18 protein-coding genes are annotated in these 16076 nt (G+C 66.9%); 15 read left to right on the top strand and 3 right to left on the bottom strand.

The window, feature by feature from the left end:
- Window positions 1-3 precede the first annotated feature (3 nt).
- A complete protein-coding gene (locus tag HGR_RS16250; RefSeq protein ID WP_039853916.1) occupies window positions 4-720 on the top strand; it encodes an RNA polymerase sigma factor FliA in 717 nt (238 codons plus the stop codon).
- 154 nt (window positions 721-874) lie between these two features.
- On the opposite strand, the gene rsmI is transcribed toward HGR_RS16250, so the two are convergent.
- Window positions 875-1795, bottom strand: coding sequence for a 16S rRNA (cytidine(1402)-2'-O)-methyltransferase (gene rsmI / locus HGR_RS16245; protein ID WP_006299475.1), 921 nt, complete (start codon window positions 1793-1795; stop codon window positions 875-877).
- 20 nt (window positions 1796-1815) lie between these two features.
- Between rsmI and HGR_RS16240 the strand changes: the two genes are divergently transcribed.
- The 3 genes from HGR_RS16240 (at window position 1816) to HGR_RS16230 (ending at window position 3678) form a co-directional block, all read left to right on the top strand.
- A complete protein-coding gene (locus tag HGR_RS16240; protein ID WP_006299474.1) occupies window positions 1816-2241 on the top strand; it encodes a YraN family protein in 426 nt (141 codons plus the stop codon).
- A 178-nt stretch (window positions 2242-2419) separates the two neighbouring features.
- The gene (locus HGR_RS16235; RefSeq protein WP_006299473.1) at window positions 2420-3019 is read left to right on the top strand and encodes a phosphoheptose isomerase; all 600 of its coding nucleotides are present in this window, start codon (window positions 2420-2422) and stop codon (window positions 3017-3019) included.
- Window positions 3016-3678, top strand: a complete 663-nt coding sequence (locus HGR_RS16230; RefSeq protein ID WP_006299472.1) for a BON domain-containing protein — start codon at window positions 3016-3018, stop codon at window positions 3676-3678. The genes HGR_RS16235 and HGR_RS16230 overlap by 4 nt, the downstream gene beginning before the upstream one ends.
- 104 nt (window positions 3679-3782) lie before the next feature.
- Here the strand turns inward: HGR_RS16230 and HGR_RS16225 are convergent, their stop codons facing one another.
- Window positions 3783-4835: a type IV pilus twitching motility protein PilT gene (locus HGR_RS16225; RefSeq protein ID WP_006299471.1), complete on the bottom strand. Its 1053-nt coding sequence runs from the start codon at window positions 4833-4835 to the stop codon at window positions 3783-3785.
- Between the two features lie 106 nt (window positions 4836-4941).
- Between HGR_RS16225 and HGR_RS16220 the strand changes: the two genes are divergently transcribed.
- Window positions 4942-5709, top strand: coding sequence for a YggS family pyridoxal phosphate-dependent enzyme (locus tag HGR_RS16220; protein ID WP_006299470.1), 768 nt, complete (start codon window positions 4942-4944; stop codon window positions 5707-5709).
- Between the two features lie 65 nt (window positions 5710-5774).
- Window positions 5775-6341 (top strand): thermonuclease family protein, encoded by a 567-nt coding sequence (locus tag HGR_RS16215; protein ID WP_006299469.1) that lies wholly within the window; start codon window positions 5775-5777, stop codon window positions 6339-6341.
- Between the two features lie 155 nt (window positions 6342-6496).
- Here HGR_RS16215 and dacB read toward each other — a convergent pair whose 3' ends face one another.
- A complete protein-coding gene (gene dacB / locus HGR_RS16210; RefSeq protein WP_006299468.1) occupies window positions 6497-8014 on the bottom strand; it encodes a D-alanyl-D-alanine carboxypeptidase/D-alanyl-D-alanine endopeptidase in 1518 nt (505 codons plus the stop codon).
- A gap of 74 nt (window positions 8015-8088) precedes the next feature.
- On the opposite strand from dacB, the gene tsaB reads away from it, so the two are divergent.
- The 9 genes from tsaB (at window position 8089) to HGR_RS16165 (ending at window position 16046) form a co-directional block, all read left to right on the top strand.
- Window positions 8089-8802, top strand: a complete 714-nt coding sequence (gene tsaB, locus HGR_RS16205) for a tRNA (adenosine(37)-N6)-threonylcarbamoyltransferase complex dimerization subunit type 1 TsaB (RefSeq protein ID WP_006299467.1) — start codon at window positions 8089-8091, stop codon at window positions 8800-8802.
- Between the two features lie 10 nt (window positions 8803-8812).
- Entirely contained in the window at window positions 8813-9367 is a 555-nt protein-coding gene (gene rimI, locus HGR_RS16200; RefSeq protein ID WP_006299466.1) for a ribosomal protein S18-alanine N-acetyltransferase, read from the top strand.
- Between the two features lie 10 nt (window positions 9368-9377).
- Complete coding sequence (locus tag HGR_RS16195) at window positions 9378-10229, top strand: uracil-DNA glycosylase (protein WP_006299465.1); 852 nt, start codon at window positions 9378-9380, stop codon at window positions 10227-10229.
- 56 nt (window positions 10230-10285) lie between these two features.
- A complete protein-coding gene (locus HGR_RS16190; protein ID WP_039853908.1) occupies window positions 10286-10747 on the top strand; it encodes a MarR family winged helix-turn-helix transcriptional regulator in 462 nt (153 codons plus the stop codon).
- Between the two features lie 193 nt (window positions 10748-10940).
- Complete coding sequence (locus HGR_RS16185; RefSeq protein WP_006299463.1) at window positions 10941-12029, top strand: aromatic ring-hydroxylating dioxygenase subunit alpha; 1089 nt, start codon at window positions 10941-10943, stop codon at window positions 12027-12029.
- 160 nt (window positions 12030-12189) lie between these two features.
- Window positions 12190-13014, top strand: a complete 825-nt coding sequence (gene pyrF / locus HGR_RS16180; protein WP_006299462.1) for an orotidine-5'-phosphate decarboxylase — start codon at window positions 12190-12192, stop codon at window positions 13012-13014.
- Window positions 13015-13069: 55 nt separating this feature from the next.
- The gene (locus HGR_RS16175; RefSeq protein WP_006299461.1) at window positions 13070-13960 is read left to right on the top strand and encodes a LysR family transcriptional regulator; all 891 of its coding nucleotides are present in this window, start codon (window positions 13070-13072) and stop codon (window positions 13958-13960) included.
- A gap of 107 nt (window positions 13961-14067) precedes the next feature.
- Complete coding sequence (locus tag HGR_RS16170; RefSeq protein ID WP_006299460.1) at window positions 14068-15066, top strand: Bug family tripartite tricarboxylate transporter substrate binding protein; 999 nt, start codon at window positions 14068-14070, stop codon at window positions 15064-15066.
- Window positions 15063-16046, top strand: a complete 984-nt coding sequence (locus tag HGR_RS16165) for a M14 family metallopeptidase (RefSeq protein ID WP_006299459.1) — start codon at window positions 15063-15065, stop codon at window positions 16044-16046. Before HGR_RS16170 ends, HGR_RS16165 begins: the two co-directional genes overlap by 4 nt.
- Window positions 16047-16076: the final 30 nt, after the last annotated feature.

Genomic DNA, 16076 nt, shown 5'->3' with positions numbered 1-16076 from the left:
CCCGTGACGTACACCGCACAAGGCCAGCTGGACCGCGATGCCCTGATCCGGCAGTACGTGCCGCTCGTGCGCCGCCTGGCGCACCACATGATGGCCAAGCTGCCTCCGTCGATCCAGGTGGATGACCTGATCCAGGTGGGGCTGATTGGCCTGTCGGAAGCGCTCACACGGTACGAAGCGACCCAGGGCGTGCAGTTTGAGACCTTCGCCACCCAACGCATTCGCGGCGCGATGATCGACGAGCTGCGCGAAAACGACTGGATGAGCCGCGGCTCACGCAAGAGCCAGAAGGAAATCGAGTCGGCATTGACCCGGCTGGAACACCAACTGGGCCGATCACCCAGCGAGTCCGAGATCGCCGAGGAACTGGGCATGGAACTGGCCGAATACCAGGCCCTGCTCTACAAGGTCAAGGGCACCCAGCTGGTGTACCTCGAGGACATGAGCGGCGGCGACGACGAAGAGGGCTTTCTCGACCGTCACATGGTCGATGGCGAGTCCGACCCCATGGCCTTGCTGCGCAACCAGCGGCTGCGTGCTTCGTTGGTGGACGCCATCAAGGCCCTGCCCGAGCGCGAGCAGTACGTGATGAGCATGTACTACGAGCAGGACATGAACCTCAAGGAAATCGCGGCCGTGCTGGGCGTCACCGAGTCCCGCGTCTGCCAGTTGCACAGCCAGTCGATCGCGCGCTTGCGCGCCAAGATGCGCTCGCACTGAGGTCGGTGCCGCGCGTCTCGACGTGCGGACTCCGCATGTGGCGAGATCGGGCTACGCGCATGACGGGCAAGCCGCCCTCCGCATGAGATGTGCCGCGCAAATCCAAATCATCGGTACGGCATCAGGCGTTCAGCACGCATGAGCCGGGGTTTCTTCATTCCTGTTTTTTACGTTCCAGCGCTTTTTCGTACAGCGCGTTGCGTGGCGTCCCCGTGATGTCCGCCGCCAGCTTGACGGCGGTCTTCAAGGGCAGTTCCGCCAGCAGCAAATCCAGCGTGCGCAGCGTCGCATCGTCTGGGCCCTCTCCAGCCGCGGCGCGTGGCAGTGGATGCAGCACCAGCACGAATTCCCCCCGAGTGCGTTGCGGGTCTGCCGCGAGCCAGCTTGGAAAAGCCTCGGCGGGCAAGGTGACGATCTGCTCGAACTGCTTGCTGATCTCACGGGCCACGGTCAGGGGGCGATCCCGCAGCACTTCGAGCGCGCCCGCCAGTGCAGCGACACGGTGCGGCGCTTCCAGCAGCACCACGGCACGCGGCTCCAACGCCAGCGCCTGCACGGATTGAGCACGTTCGTTCGTCTTGGTGGGCAGAAACCCGGCGAAGACGAAGCCGCCTGACTCATCGACCGCGCCAGCCGCACTCAATGCCGCGGTGACGCTGCTGGCGCCCGGCAAGGGCATCACGGGCAGACTCTCGGTGCGCACGGCCGCGACCAAGCGCGCGCCGGGGTCGCTCACGGCGGGCGTGCCCGCGTCGCTGACGTAGGCCACGCGCAGGCCCTCTCGCAGGCGCGCGATGACCAGCTGGGCCGCTTCCTGTTCGTTGTGTTGATGCACGGCCATCAAGCTGGCGCCGCTTTTCTCGATGCCGTAGGCGCGCAGCAGGCTTTGGGTGTGGCGCGTGTCCTCGCAAGCCACCACATCGGCGACGCGCAGCAAGTGCAGAGCACGCAGTGTGATGTCGGCCAGGTTGCCGATGGGCGTGGCCACCACGTACAGCGTGCCAGGCGGCAGATGCTGAGTGCCCGCAGCGTCTTGCGCGGCGATCAGGGCTGAGGCATAAGAAGAGGAATTCACGAACGTGGATAGGTAAGCCCATGCACAAACCCGCTCCCCCAACCCGTGCGCGGACTTCGACCAAGCAGGCCGGCGACGAGGCGGAGCAGCAAGCCCTGCGGTATTTGCAAGCACGGGGATTGACACTGTTGACACGCAATTATCGGACGCCCGGCCGAGGGGGTGGCGAGGTGGACCTCGTGATGCGAACCGCCGACGGCACCCTGGTGTTCGTGGAAGTGCGCCGCCGCGCCAACGCCCGGCACGGTGGCGCGGCCGCCAGCGTGGGCCTGGTGAAGCGCAGACGCATCATCCTCGCGGCCCGTCATTACCTGCTGCGCTGGCCGTCTCCGCCCCCTTGTCGGTTTGACGTCGTGGCGATCGAGGGCGCACCCACCGGCGCTGAGGCGCGATTGGTGTGGCTGCCAGCGGCCTTCGACCTGGGTGATTGCGCCGCAGGCTTTTGACGGTCTCCGTAGGGTAGCGGCGCCCGATGGGGGCGCAGGCATGAGTCGAGGGCGCCCGAGCGTGGATTGACAGGCGCTGTGGCCCCGCGTGGATGAACGTCCGTTGACCTTGGGGCGCGCGGGTGGATGGCCGCTGGCGCATTTGGACCCATATAAGCCCGGTATCATTCGGCCCACCATGTTTGAGCAGCGCATTGAGCAACACTTCATTGACAGCGCGGACCTGAAATACCAGGCCGCGCAGCCACTGAGCAAGCCCATTTCGGCCGCGGCCCAGGCGATGTTGGACTGCGTGACCAACGGCGGCAAGGTGCTGGCCTGCGGCAATGGCGGTTCGGCGGCGTACGCGCAGCATTTCGCGGCGGAGTTCGTGGGCCGGTTCGAGCGTGAGCGTCCTGAGCTGGGCGCGATTGCCTTGACCACGGACACCTCCATCTTGACCGCCATCGCCAACGACTACGACTACAAGGTCGTCTTTTCCAAGCAAGTGCGGGCCCTGGGCCAAGCGGGGGATGTGCTGCTGGCCATTTCAACCAGCGGCGATTCGCCCAATGTGATGGCCGCCATCGAGGCCGCGCATGAGCGCGACATGACCGTGGTCGCGTTGACGGGCAAGGGGGGCGGCAAAATGAACGCCCTGCTGCGTGAAACCGATGTGCACATCTGCGTTCCGCACGAGCGCACCGCACGCATTCAGGAAGTGCATTTGCTGACCCTGCATTGCATCTGTGATTGCGTGGATCATCAATTGTTGGGCGAACAGGAAAACAAGGCGTGAGCAAGCACCGTTTTATCTCTCGTTTCGCTGGCCTGCGCGCCCTCTGTCTGGGCCTGGCCTGCAGTCTGAGCCTCTTGGCCATGAGCGGATGTGCTCCCATGATCGTGGGGGGCATCGTGGTCGCCACGGGCCTGTCCGTGCTGGACCGGCGCACCACCGGCACGCAACTGGACGACGAAAGCATCGAGACCGAGGGCATGTCACGCCTGAAGCAACGGCTGGGTGACCGGGCCCACGTGAACATCGTCAGCTACAACCGCCAGGTGCTGTTGACGGGCGAGGTCTTGAGTGAACAGGACCGCCAAATTGCCCAGCAGGTGATCGCCAGCCTGGACAATGTGCGCAACATCATCAATGAACTGGCCGTGCTCGGCCATTCCACGCTGACGCAACAGTCTTCGGACGTGGGCGTCACGATGCGCGTCAAGACCAGCATGGTGGATTCTCCCGATCTGAACGCCCATGTGGTCAAGGTCGTGACCGAACGCGGCATTGTCTACCTCATGGGCCGGGTGACGGAGCGCGAAGCCGACCGCGCCACCGACATCGCGCGCCGTACCTCGGGGGTGCAGAAGGTGGTTCGCCTGTTCGAGATCATCAGCGAGGAAGAGCGCCTGGCCCTGGAGAATCCCGGCCGCAAAAGGACTGCGGCTCCCTGACCGCAAACCACGCAGGCCGCGTTGCGGCTGGCGACACGCAGCTGCCGCCTTTGCCAACGGGGAATCTGTCCGATTGCGTTTGAAGGTTTGCCGCCAAGGGCGCCTCAAGCGCTCAGGCTTTCCATTTGCCGCGCGTGGCGGCGAACCTCCGCCTCATCGATGAGCCCGCGCCGCCGCAGCTCGCTCAGGTGCTGGTCCAGCGTCCGCATGCCCGCGGCCGCACCCGTTTGCAAGCTGGAATGCATCTGGGCCACCTTGCCTTCGCGGATCAAATGGCGGATCGCCGGTGTGCCCGTCATGATTTCGTAAGCCGCCACCCGACCTGTCGTGCTGGCGCTCGCCGTGCGGCACAGCACCTGGGTGATCACCGCTTGCAAGGATTCCGACAGCATGGCGCGCGCGAGCTCTTTCTCCCCAGCGGGAAACACATCGATGATGCGATCAATCGCCTTGGGCGCGCTGCCGGTGTGCAGGGTGCCCAGCACCAGGTGCCCGGTCTCGGCGGCGGTGAGAGCGAGCCGGATGGTTTCCAGATCACGCATTTCGCCCACCAGAATCACGTCCGGGTCTTCGCGCAGGGCCGAGCGCAAGGCGTTGGCGAAGGACTGCGTGTGCGCGCCCACCTCGCGCTGGTTGATCAGACTGCAAGCGGGCTCATGGACGAATTCAATGGGGTCTTCCACGGTCAGGATGTGCCGGGCCTGCGTCTCGTTGAGATGCCGCACCATCGCGGCCAGGGTGGTGGATTTGCCCGAGCCCGTGGGGCCGGTCACCAGCACCAAGCCGCGCGAGCGCTGCGTCAACTCGGCAAACAGGGGCGGTGCGCCCAGCTGAGCCAAGGTTCTGATTTGCGCGGGAATCGCGCGGAACACCGCGGCGGCGCCACGCTGGGTCTGGAAAGCGTTGACGCGGTAGCGTCCGAGGTCGGGGAGGGCACAGGCAAAGTCACACTCCATCGTCTGCGCATACCGTCGTGATTGGGGTTCGCTCATCACCGTGCCCAGCATGGCGGCAATGCCCTGATGGCTCAAGGTGCCCATCTGCTCGATGCGGCGCATCTCTCCGTGCACCCGCAGCATGGGGGGCAAGCCAGCGGACAGGTGCAAATCCGATGCGTCCTGCGCCAGGCACAGGCTCAACAGGGTGGTGATGTCCATGAGAGGTGGGAACCACGGCGCCGTGTGGCCGCGTTCAATCCGGGGACGGAGTGCGCGCGCTGGGCCGCGATGCGGGACAATTATGGGCCGGAGTACGCGGTCTTCCATGTCTGATTCATCGTTCGACAATTCAGCTTTCAGTTCCGCCCTGCGGGCGGTTCAGGCGCGCATCAACGCCGCCTGCGACGCGGCGGGCCGTGATCCCGCCAGCGTGCGCTTGCTGGCGGTTTCCAAGACCTTTGGCCCCGAGGCCGTTCGCGCCGCGCACCAGGCGGGTTTGACCGCGTTCGGCGAGAACTACATCCAAGAGGCGGTCGCAAAAACAGCGGCGCTGGCCGATCTGCCTCTGGAATGGCATTGCATTGGCCCCATCCAGAGCAACAAGACCCGGCCCGTGGCCGAGCATTTCGCCTGGGCGCAGACGGTGGATCGCTTCAAGATCGCGCAGCGCCTGTCCGAGCAACGCCCCGCCGAGCTGCCGCCCTTGCAGATCTGCCTGCAGGTCAACGTCGATGGCGGGCCGACCAAGGCGGGCATCGCGCCGCACGAACTGTCCGAACTGGTGCTGGCGGTGCGGCGGCTGCCTCGCTTGCGCCTGCGCGGCCTCATGTGCATTCCCGACCCGCAGCCCGATGCCGCGGCGATGCAAGCGGTGTTCGCCCGCGCGCGCACCTTGTTCGATGATTTGCGTGCGGGTTGGGACGGCCCGGACCCATTGCCCGACACGCTCTCCATGGGCATGAGCGCCGACCTGGAAGCGGCCATCGCCGCGGGCAGCACCTTGGTGCGCATCGGCTCCGCCTTGTTCGGTGCACGTCCGGCCAAGCTGGCCGACGCTGCCGCCGCGCCATCGGCGGACCCTCGCGAGGGATGAAGGCTGCTGCCTGGCGAGGTGTTCGGGCACGGGGCTTGGGACGCTCGGTCTGGAGGCCGTTCTGGGTGGCGATTTGGGCCTGGGCCTGGCTCGGTGGCGGTGCTGCGCACGCCGCGCCTTCGCCCGATCCCGAAGCGGCGCTCGCGCTGCAGTCGGCGCCGGTGCGTGTGCTCGCCGTGCTGGACGGCGACACGCTGGACGTGGAGGACCGCCACCAGCGTCGCTGGCGCATCCGTCTCCAAGGCATTGACGCCCCAGAGCTGGCGCAGACGCGGCGGCAACAGGGCCGCACCTGCCGCACCCCGCCCCAGCCTTACGGCGAAGCGGCCCGCCATGCGCTGGCCGACAAGGTGCAGGGCCGGGTCGTGCAGCTGCGCACCGATGGCACCCGGAGTTATGACCGCGTGGTGGCGTATGTGCTCTTGGCCGGACGGGAGGTCAATCGGGAGCTGGTGGCCGAGGGGTGGGCTTGGAGCCTGGACCGGCACCATGCCTCGCCCTCCGCGCGGCAAGCCTATGCCCATGCTCAGAGCGAGGCCCGGGCTGCGGGGCGGGGACTGTGGGCCGAGACCCGCGAGAGCCCACCTGCGCAGCACCCGGCGCGCTGGCGGGCTGAGCACGGGCGTTGCTGAGTGGCCTGACTTGAGCGACCGAAGGCGCCCCAAGCCCACGGCGAAGGTGGCAGCATGCGGCGGGGCTTTGGTCCATGGACTCAGGGCCCGTTCGCACTCCGGCCATCAGTGTGAACAGGCCCGAGGTGGCGCCGGTCTCCCGGCTTGCACCGCGCTCACTGCCGCGCCACCCAGTCCACCAGCGCTTCCAGGGCCGGCCGGGCCGCTGCGGCGTTCGGGTGGTTCACGATGGCGACCAGCACGTAGCGCCGCCCGCTCTGCGCGTCCACCACGCCCGCGAGCGAGTTCACATCGCGCAGACTGCCGGTCTTGAGATGGGCCGAGCCCCGTGCCCGCCAGCGTTCCGGCCGCAGCGTGCCGTCCTGTCCGCTGATGGGCAGGGAGGTCAGCAGCTCGGGCATCAAGGGGCCATCCCAGGCGTACTGCAGCAGCCGCGCGAGCGCGGCGGGGCTCACGCGGTCCTCGCGCGACAGACCCGAGCCATTGCTGATGCGCGGCGCGCCTTCGTCCATCTGCCCTTTCACGGCCAGGCGTTCGCGCCACCAGTCCTGCAGCAAGGCGCGGGAGGCGGCCAGCGTGCCTTGCGGGGGCGGCGCGCTCGCCGTGCCGGACTCGGGAGGCGCTGCCGCCTGCTCCAGGCTCAAGGTGAGGAAGAGCTGCTGCGTCATCACGTTGTTGCTGTACTTGTTGATGTCGCGCACCACCTCGGCCAGGGGCGGGGACTCGAGCGCGAAGACCGGGCCCCGGCTGCTGTCGCGCAGAGCTTCGGGCACGCGGCCCGCGCGGACCTGGCCGCGCAGCGTGCCGCCGATGGCCTGCCACATGCCCGCGATGGCCCGGGCGTTGTAGCCCTCCGGGTCGGGCCAGGCCAGGGGCCAGATTTTTTCTTCGCAGGCGGCGGGATAGCGGCCCCCGAAGCGGGGCTGGACCGGGGTCGAACCCTCGGCCCGCCCAAAACCGGTCTGGGCGAAATTGGCTTGCAGGCCACCGCGCCAGTCGCCGCAGCGTTCCTGCGAGAGGGGTACGGTGGCCGGCCAGGCCACGCCGGCCAGCGGGGGCTCCACGTGCAGGCGCGCCACGCCCGTCGCGCGGTCGGGTGTGAAGGTCATGAGCACGGACTTGAAGTTCAGCAGCAACGCGTTCGGGGCCGCGTTGTAGGGCCGTAGGGGCTCGCCGTCGAACTCGCCCGGGTCGTGCGGCACGGCCTCGAACAGGCCATCGTCGAGCACGATGTCGCCGTTGATGCGCGAGATGCCCAGGCCCTGCACCCGGCGCAGCAGCAGCCACAGGCGTTCGGCCACCAGCTTGGGATCTCCCCGGCCCTCGATATAGAGATCACCTTGCAGCGTGCCCTCGCGGATGACGCCGTCCACATAGACCGGGGTGCGCCACTTCCAGTTCGGCCCCAGCAGTTCCAGCGCAGCGGTGGTGGTGACCAGCTTCATCACGCTGGCCGGGTTCATGGGTGCTTCGGCCCGGTGGCGCAGCAGGGACTTGGCGCGGGGCGAGGCGCCCGCTTCCTCGACCACGATGCCCAGCGCGCTGGCGGGGATCTTGGCGCGCGCCAGTGCCTGCGCGACGGGAGTGGGTAATTCAGCGGCGGCGATGCCGTGCGTGAGGGCGGCGGCCAGGGCCAGGACCGGCAGAGCGAGGGAACGGGGGAGACACAGCATGCGGGAAAGTTTAGGGCAAGGCACGGTGCCTGAAGCCAGCGCCGATAATTGGTGCCCCGAAGAAACGCCGTCTGATGAAACTCCTCGCGCTCGACACCACCACCGACCAGCTTTCCGTGGCCCTCACGCGCGATGGCCAGGTCTGGCAGCACCAGGGCGCGGGCGCGGCCCAGGCTTCCGTGGCGCTGATCCCGGCGATCGACAACCTGATGGCCCAGGCCGGTCTGCGTTATGCCGAACTGGATGCCATCGCCTTCGGCAGTGGCCCAGGCGCCTTCACGGGCTTGCGCACGGCCTGCGCCGTGGCCCAGGGCCTGGCCTATGGTGCCAGCGTGCCCGTCCTTCCCGTCGACAGCCTGCTGACGCTGGTGGAAGAGGCCCGGGCGCGCCATGCGCCGCAGGCCCAGACCTTGCGCGTGTTGGCCCTGCTCGACGCCCGCATGGACGAGCTGTACGCCGCGCCCTATCGGTACGCCGATGGCCAGTGGCAGCGGCAAGCCCCCTTTGCCCTGCATGCCCCCGAGGCGCTGCCCGCCTGGCAGGGTGACGCACTGGCCGGCAACGTGTTCGCGGCCTACGGCGAGCGCCTGGCTTGGCCCGCCTCGGTTCCGCGCTGGTCTGCCCTGCCTTTGGCCACGGCGATGCTGCGTCTTGCACCCGCGCTGCTGGCCCAAGGCGGTGCCGTGCGGGCCGAGGACGCCTTGCCGCAGTACGTGCGCGACAAGGTGGCGAAGACCACCGAGGAGCGCTTGCGGGAGCGCATGGCGCAGCAGTCGTCGACGCGTTGAGCGAAACCGCATGCGCGCCGCGACGCCCCCCCCGTTCTTGGACCCGGCCGCCGAGGTTCGCCTCGAACCGCTGGACGCCACGCGCCTGGATGCGGTGCTGCACATCGAGCAGCGTGCTTATTCGCACCCCTGGACGCGCGGGAATTTTCTGGACGGTTTGCGCGCGGGCTACCACATGCGTGTGCTGGTTGCGGGTGAGGCGAGTGCGCAGACCGTGCTGGGGTATTACATCGTCATGCAGGGCGTTGCCGAGGCGCACTTGCTCAACATCACCGTCGCGCCAGAACACCGGGGACACGGCTGGGCCCGCTTGATGCTCGACGCCCTGGTGCTCTGGGCGCGCGGCGTGCCCGCGCAGCCCCCCCTGGAAACGCTCTGGCTCGAAGTGCGTGCGAGCAATCAGCGCGCGATCCAGGTCTACGAGGCACAGGGCTACCGGCGCATGGGACTGCGCAAGGACTACTACCCCGACGGGCATGGCCGCCGCGAGGATGCCCTGGTGATGAGCCTGTCCTTGGCCGCTGTCGCGCCCGCACCGCGCGATCACGCGCAAGCACCTCTGTAGGATGCGGGCCATGGAACTGGATGCACGTCAGCGCGCCATGCTGGAGGAGATGGGAGTCCGGGTCTGGGCGCCCAGGGACGCTGTGTCTGCGCCGGAAACAGCGCCGGCGCCCCCGTTTCAGAACTTGCCCGAGGGCAGCCGCGAGGGGCAGGCCGCACCAAGGCCTGCGGCGCCTCGGGTGCCGCCCACCCAGGTGCCCGTGCCGGTCGCCATGGTTTCCGACCGTGCCGCCGTTGCTCCGTCGCGCGACTTGCCCGCGGACATTGCCGCCATGGGCTGGGACGATCTGGAAGCCGCCGTCGCGGGCTGCCAAGCCTGCGGTCTGTGCAAGAGCCGCAAGAACACGGTCTTCGGCGTCGGCCAGCGGCAGGCGCGCTGGCTGATCGTGGGCGAGGCGCCGGGCGAGAACGAAGACCTCCAAGGTGAACCCTTCGTCGGCCAAGCCGGGAAGCTGCTGGACAACATGCTCAAGACCCTGGGCCGCTCGCGCACCTCGGACGATGAAGCCCAATCGGTCTACATCGCCAACGTGCTCAAGTGCCGGCCGCCGGGCAACCGCAACCCCGCCCCCGAGGAAGTGCTGCAGTGCGAGCCCTATCTGCGCCGACAGGTCGCGCTGTTGCAGCCCCGCATCATCCTGGCCCTGGGACGCTTCGCGGTGCAATCCCTGCTCCAGCACAGCGTGCCGGACGTGGCCACGCTGCCGCTGGGTCGCTTGCGCGGCCAGGTGTACCGCTACGAGGGCGTGCCCGTCGTCGTCAGCTATCACCCGGCTTACCTGCTGCGCACCCCCCAGGACAAGGCCAAGGCCTGGGATGATTTATGTTTGGCACAGTCTTTGATGATGGACAGCAGCGCCTGATAATGGACTGCATGACGCAGCGCATCAACACGACGGATGAACAGGACAGGGACATGATGAACGCCGAGAACACCGTGTCCGCGACCGAGTTGCGCCTCTACGATGAGCCAGGTCACCTGATCCGCCGGGCCCAGCAAATCGCCGTGGCGCGGTTCCACGAAGTGCATGGCCGCCACGTCACGCCGGTGCAGTACGCCATCCTGCGCACCTTGCAGGAAACGCCAGGCATTGACCAAGTGACGCTGGCCGACAAGGTGGCGCTGGACACCTCCACCACGGCCGACATCGCCGCGCGCCTGGAAACCAAGGGCTGGATTTCGCGCGAAGTGCTGCCCCGGCGCCAGCGCAGCCTGGTGCTCACGCCCGAGGGCGAGAGCGTCTTGGCCGAATTGCTCACGGGCACAACCGCCCACTGGGACAGCCTGATGAGCGCTTTGTCCAAGGACGAACAGCACGAATTCATCCGCCTGCTGCGCAAATTCGTCGATCTCCACGATCAGCGCGATTCTCTAGAGTGATCGCTCACTGGCGATTCGAGTCGCCGTTGATCGAGGGTAAACACCAGGAAGTCAGACTGCCGCAGTGACTGGCCGCGAGCGGCAAGGCGTCCTAAAATACCTTTCATTCAGTATACGGATTCATGATGCGACGCCGCCTTGCGACGCCATCCACCGTGCTTTGTTCAGCCTGAGCCCGACCTAGGAGTACGCCATGTCCACTGTCAGCACCTTCCCCAAGAACACCTGGTACGTCGCCGCTTCCAGCCAGGAAATCGGCGCGGACAAGCCGCTGGGCCGCATGGTCTGTGGCGAGCGCATTGCCTTCTACCGCGATGCCGCGGGCAAGATGGTGGCCGTGCAGGATTTCTGTCCGCACCGTGGCGCGCCCTTGTCCCTGGGGCATGTCTGTGACGGCCAGCTGACCTGCGGCTACCACGGCTTGGTGATGGGCTGCGATGGCAAGACCGTCTCCATGCCCGGTCAGCGCGTGCGCGGTTTTCCCGCCATCAAGAGCTTTCCCGTCGCCGAGCGCTATGGCTTCGTCTGGGTTTGGACGGGCGAGGCGGCGTTGGCCGACGAGGCGAAGTTGCCCGTGCTGGAATTTTTCGACCACCCCGAGTGGGCCTACGGCGGCGGTCTGTACCACATCGCCTGCGACTACCGCCTGATGATCGACAACCTGATGGACCTGACGCACGAGACCTATGTGCACAGCACCTCCATCGGGCAGAAGGAAATCGACGAAACGCCCTGCAAGACCACGGTCGAGGACGACACCGTCGTCACCAGCCGCTTCATGAGTGGCATCGAAGCCCCGCCCTTCTGGAAGATGGCCTTGCGCGCCAATGGCCTGCCGGATGACCAGCCGGTGGACCGCTGGCAGATCTGCCGCTTTTCGCCGCCCAGCCACGTGATGATCGAGGTGGGCGTGGCCCTGCAAGGCCATGGCGGCTACGACGCGCCCAATGACAAGAAGGCCTACAGCGTGGTGGTGGACTTCATCACGCCCGAGACCGAAACCTCCATCCACTACTTCTGGGGCATGGCGCGCAAGTTCAAGCCGCAGGACGCCGAGCTGACCAACACCATCCGTCAGGGCCAGGGCAAGATCTTTGCCGAGGATCTGGAAATGCTGGAGCGCCAGCAGAAGAACCTGCTGGCTTGGCCCGAGCGTCAGCTGCTGATGCTCAACATCGACGCCGGCGGCGTGCAGTCGCGCAAGATCATCGACCGCATCCTCGCGGCCGAGCGTGCGGGCACGGCCGCGCTGGCGCCTGCCGCCGCGCCACTGGCGGCTTGAAGCGCCCTGACCAAAACCAACGGCAAAGCCAACACCAAAGCGCCGCTCCGCCGCTGCGTCGCCCCTCAGTCGGGGGCATGCGGCGCCACCGGCCTTGCTCGCCCTTCACGGCGGTCAGGCTGCGAGAGCCGGCTCGGTGCTGGTTCATACAATCGCGGGCATGACTTTCATCGACATGCTGCGCGCGGCCGAGGCCCGCAATCGGTCCATGCTCTGCGTGGGGCTGGACCCGGAGCCCTCGCGCTTTCCTGGCGCCCTCCAGGGTGACCCCTGCAAGATCTACGACTTTTGCGCCGCCATCGTCGACGCCACGGCCGATCTGGCCATCGCCTTCAAGCCGCAGATCGCCTACTTCGCTGCGCATCGCGCCGAGGACCAGCTTGAAAAACTCATGGCCCACATGCGCGCCAACGCGCCGCAGGTGCCCGTCATCCTCGATGCCAAGCGCGGCGACATCGGTGCCACCGCCGAGCAGTACGCCCGCGAAGCCTTTGAACGCTACGACGCCGACGCCGTGACCCTCTCGCCCTTCATGGGCTGGGATTCGGTGCAGCCCTACCTGAAGTACGAAGGCAAGGGCGCCTTCCTGCTCTGTCGCACTTCCAACCCTGGCGGCGACGATCTGCAGAACCAGCGCCTGGTCGACTTGCCGGGGCAGCCGCGTCTCTACGAGCATGTGGCGGCATTGGCGCAAGGGCCCTGGAACCTGAACGGCCAGCTCGGCCTGGTGGTCGGCGCGACCTACCCCGAAGAAATCGCCCGCGTGCGCCAGCTCGCGCCTAGCTTGCCCTTGCTGATTCCTGGCGTGGGGGCGCAAGGTGGTGATGCGGTGGCCACGGTCAAGGCTGGCCGGACGAAGGATGGCCTGATCGCCGTGAATTCCTCCCGCGCGATCCTCTATGCCTCCAGCAGCGCGGACTACGCCCAGGCCGCGCGGCGCGAAGCGATGAAGACCCGCGATCTGCTGCAGGCAGCGCGGGGCTGATCCAGGCGTGGCTGCATGCGTTCTATGCTGACGGGACTTCCGAACGGTATCGACCATGCAACTCAAGTGGCTTGAAGATTTCGTCGCGCTCGCGCAGGCGCGCAGCTTCACGCGAGCGGCCGAGTTGCGCCACGTGACCCATCCCGCGTTTGGCCGACGCATTCGCGCGCTGGAGGCTTGGGCGGGCGCTCCACTGGTGGAGCGTGGCGCGGGACCGTTCAAGCTGACAACCGCAGGTGAGAGCTTCCTGGACACCGCGCAGCAGATGCTGCTGGGGCTGGATGCGTCGCGCGAGGAACTGCGCAGCGTGGTCGGCCGACAGGCCCGCACGGTGACGCTGGCGACAGGCCGTACCCTGGCACGTACCCTGGTGGCAGATTGGCTCGTGCGCCTGCGCCCGGTGCTGCGCGACGCCGAGGTCCGCATTCTCACGCGCTCGCTCGCCGATACGGTGTTGCTGCTGGAGCAGCACGCCGCTGATTTTTCCCTGCTTTACCACCATCCGGCGTTGGCCCTGCGACTGGATGCTCGGCAGTTCAACCATCTGACGCTGGCCTCCGACAAGCTGGTGCCCGTGTCGCGGGCCGACGCGCAAGGCGGCGCGCTGCACGCCTTGGGCCCACGTCCCGTGCCTTACCTGGCCTACGCGCACAGCCTGGCGCTGGGGCGGTTGGTGGAAGACCACCTGTCCCAGCACCCGCTGGCGCCGATGCTGGACCGGTACGTGGAATGCGACTCGGCCGACGCGCTGTATGAATATGTGCGCAAGGGTTTGGGCGTGGCCTGGCTGCCCTGGTCCATGGTGCATGCGGATTGCAAGAGCGGCGAGCTGGCCCTGGCGAGTGACCGGCGGATGGAGGTGCGCTTTGACGTGCGCCTGTACCGTCCCAAGCGGCGGCTCGGGCCTCTGGCTGAGCAGGTTTGGACAGCTTTTGCTAGGCGTTGAGGGCAAGCCGAAGGCATCCACATAGCACGACCTTGTGCTGCTTCGGCACCAACACGGCGGGTCCGGCTTTGCAGAATTCGTGCAAGCCCATCACAGGAACCGCCGCCATGAAGTCCATCTTTCGCCGTCTCTCGCTCCTTTCATTCGTGTCCCTGAGCACCACCTTGTGCGGCCTCGCGCTGCTGGGTCTTCGACCCGCCGTGGCCCAGGAGGCCTATCCCAGCAAACCGATCACCATCGTGGTGGGGTACCCCCCGGGTGGTAGCACCGATCTGACCGCGCGCACCGTGGCCACCGAGCTGAGCAGCAAGCTCGGCGTTCCCGTGGTGATTGAGAATCTGGGCGGTGCCGGAGGCGCCATTGGCGCGCAAAAGGTGGCGAATGCCGCGCCTGACGGCTACACCTTGCTGGTGGGTGCCAGCAACGAGTTGGCGATCAACAAGCTCGTGACCAAGTCGGTCCGCTACGACGTCAAGGATTTCACGGCCATTGGTCTGATTGCCTCGCAGCCCCTGGTGCTCGTGGCGTCTACCGGTTCCGGCGTGAAGAACGTGGCTGAGTTCACCCGCAAGGTGAGTGAGAACCCTGGCAAGTTCAGCTATGGCAGTTCCGGCGTGGGCACCTCACTGCACCTGGCCGCTGAGATGGTCAAGGAGCAGGGCAATCTCTCGATGGCGCACATTCCCTACCGGGGCGTGGCGCCGCTGACCACTGACCTCATGGGCAACAATCTGGAGTTCGGCGTGTTCGTGCTGTCCAGTGGCCTGCCGCACATCCGCAGCGGCAAGGTGATCGCCTTGGGCACCACCGAAGCCCGGCGTTCGGCCGCCGCCCCCGACATTCCGGCACTGGCGGAGACGCCTCAGTACAAGAACGTGGACATCGGCGTGTGGTTCGCGTTGATGGCCCCCGCCCATCTGCCCAAGCCAGTGTTCAACAAGCTCAAGAAGGCGCTGAACGACTGCCTGCAATCCCCTGAGTTCCGCGAGAAGATGGTGGCCACCGGATCCACCGTGGCGTCCACCAACGTGAACATTGACCAGTACTGGGCCGCTGAAGTCGCGAAGTACAAACGCATAGTTGAATTCGCAAAGATCGAAGAATGAGCATCGCCTCCACACTTTTACCGCACGCAGCTTTTGAGTTGGCGCTCCCGGATCTGGGGGGCTGGCGTGCTGGCAACACTGGCACGGCCGGTGTTTGGCAATTTGATTCCGGGCTGCCTGGGCGGCACGTGATGATCAGCGCCCTGGTCCACGGCAACGAGCTGTGCGGTGCCTGGGCGCTGCTCGGGCTGCTGGAAGCGGGCGTGCGCCCGCGCCAAGGCCGCCTCACGCTGGCCTTCTGCAACCTCGAAGCCTTCGACCGCTTTGACCCGGCGAATCACGATGCCTCGCGCCTGGTGGAAGAAGACCTGAATCGCCAGTGGCTCGATGCTCGCATGGACGAAGGCGGCAGCTTGGAGCGTCGCCGCGCCGCCGCCTTGCGGCCCTTTGTTGCCGCCGCAGATTGGCTGCTGGACCTGCACTCCATGCACGAACCCTCGGCACCCTTGCTGCTCACCGGCATTCAGTTGCGAAACCTGGCCCTGGCGCGCATTCTGCGCACGCCCGAGCATGTGGTGGTCGATGCTGGTCATCAGGATGGCGTGCGCATGCGCGACTACGGCCGTTTTGGAGAACTCGGCGACAACGGCACGCATTCGCTGCTGGTCGAATGCGGCTTCCATGGTGATCCAGCCAGCCGGGTCGTCGCCCAAGACATCTGCAGTCGCTTCCTCGTCGCCGCCGGCGCCTTGGACATGACCACGGCCGCGCGCCTGCTGCCCGGCTGGCTCCAGCCCGACGCACCGCGTCAATGGGTGCTGGAAGTCACCGGGCCGGTCGTGGCCACGAGCGCGAACTTCCGTTTCGCCGCACCCTACACCGGGCTGGAGTTGATTGCCGACGCAGGCACCGTCATTGGCTGGAACGATGAGGTTCCGGTCACGACGCCCTACGACGACTGCGTGCTGGTCATGCCATCCACGCGCCAGGCGCGTGCCGGGGTCACGGTCGTGCGTTTCGCGCGTCGCCGCGTGCTCTGAATGCATTCAAGGCGCGGGCGCGGTGCGTGA

This window comes from Hylemonella gracilis ATCC 19624, assembly GCF_000211835.1.
GTDB classification, from domain to species: domain Bacteria; phylum Pseudomonadota; class Gammaproteobacteria; order Burkholderiales; family Burkholderiaceae_C; genus Hylemonella; species Hylemonella gracilis.
The sequence above is the reverse complement of the archived record's forward strand: the minus strand, read 5'-3'. Positions and strand labels throughout refer to the sequence as shown.

What these genes read in the sequence shown, in the direction of transcription:
- HGR_RS16235 (WP_006299473.1), top strand. Translation starts at nt 2,420, where the DNA reads ATGTTTGAGCAGCGCATTGAGCAACACTTCATTGACAGCGCGGACCTG.
- tsaB (WP_006299467.1), top strand. Translation starts at nt 8,089, where the DNA reads ATGAAACTCCTCGCGCTCGACACCACCACCGACCAGCTTTCCGTGGCC.
- HGR_RS16165 (WP_006299459.1), top strand. Translation starts at nt 15,063, where the DNA reads ATGAGCATCGCCTCCACACTTTTACCGCACGCAGCTTTTGAGTTGGCG.
- HGR_RS16190 (WP_039853908.1), top strand. Translation starts at nt 10,286, where the DNA reads ATGAACGCCGAGAACACCGTGTCCGCGACCGAGTTGCGCCTCTACGAT.
- HGR_RS16195 (WP_006299465.1), top strand. Translation starts at nt 9,378, where the DNA reads ATGGAACTGGATGCACGTCAGCGCGCCATGCTGGAGGAGATGGGAGTC.
- HGR_RS16170 (WP_006299460.1), top strand. Translation starts at nt 14,068, where the DNA reads ATGAAGTCCATCTTTCGCCGTCTCTCGCTCCTTTCATTCGTGTCCCTG.
- HGR_RS16225 (WP_006299471.1), bottom strand. Translation starts at nt 4,835, where the DNA reads ATGGACATCACCACCCTGTTGAGCCTGTGCCTGGCGCAGGACGCATCG.
- rimI (WP_006299466.1), top strand. Translation starts at nt 8,813, where the DNA reads ATGCGCGCCGCGACGCCCCCCCCGTTCTTGGACCCGGCCGCCGAGGTT.
- HGR_RS16240 (WP_006299474.1), top strand. Translation starts at nt 1,816, where the DNA reads ATGCACAAACCCGCTCCCCCAACCCGTGCGCGGACTTCGACCAAGCAG.
- HGR_RS16175 (WP_006299461.1), top strand. Translation starts at nt 13,070, where the DNA reads ATGCAACTCAAGTGGCTTGAAGATTTCGTCGCGCTCGCGCAGGCGCGC.
- pyrF (WP_006299462.1), top strand. Translation starts at nt 12,190, where the DNA reads ATGACTTTCATCGACATGCTGCGCGCGGCCGAGGCCCGCAATCGGTCC.
- HGR_RS16220 (WP_006299470.1), top strand. Translation starts at nt 4,942, where the DNA reads ATGTCTGATTCATCGTTCGACAATTCAGCTTTCAGTTCCGCCCTGCGG.
- HGR_RS16185 (WP_006299463.1), top strand. Translation starts at nt 10,941, where the DNA reads ATGTCCACTGTCAGCACCTTCCCCAAGAACACCTGGTACGTCGCCGCT.
- dacB (WP_006299468.1), bottom strand. Translation starts at nt 8,014, where the DNA reads ATGCTGTGTCTCCCCCGTTCCCTCGCTCTGCCGGTCCTGGCCCTGGCC.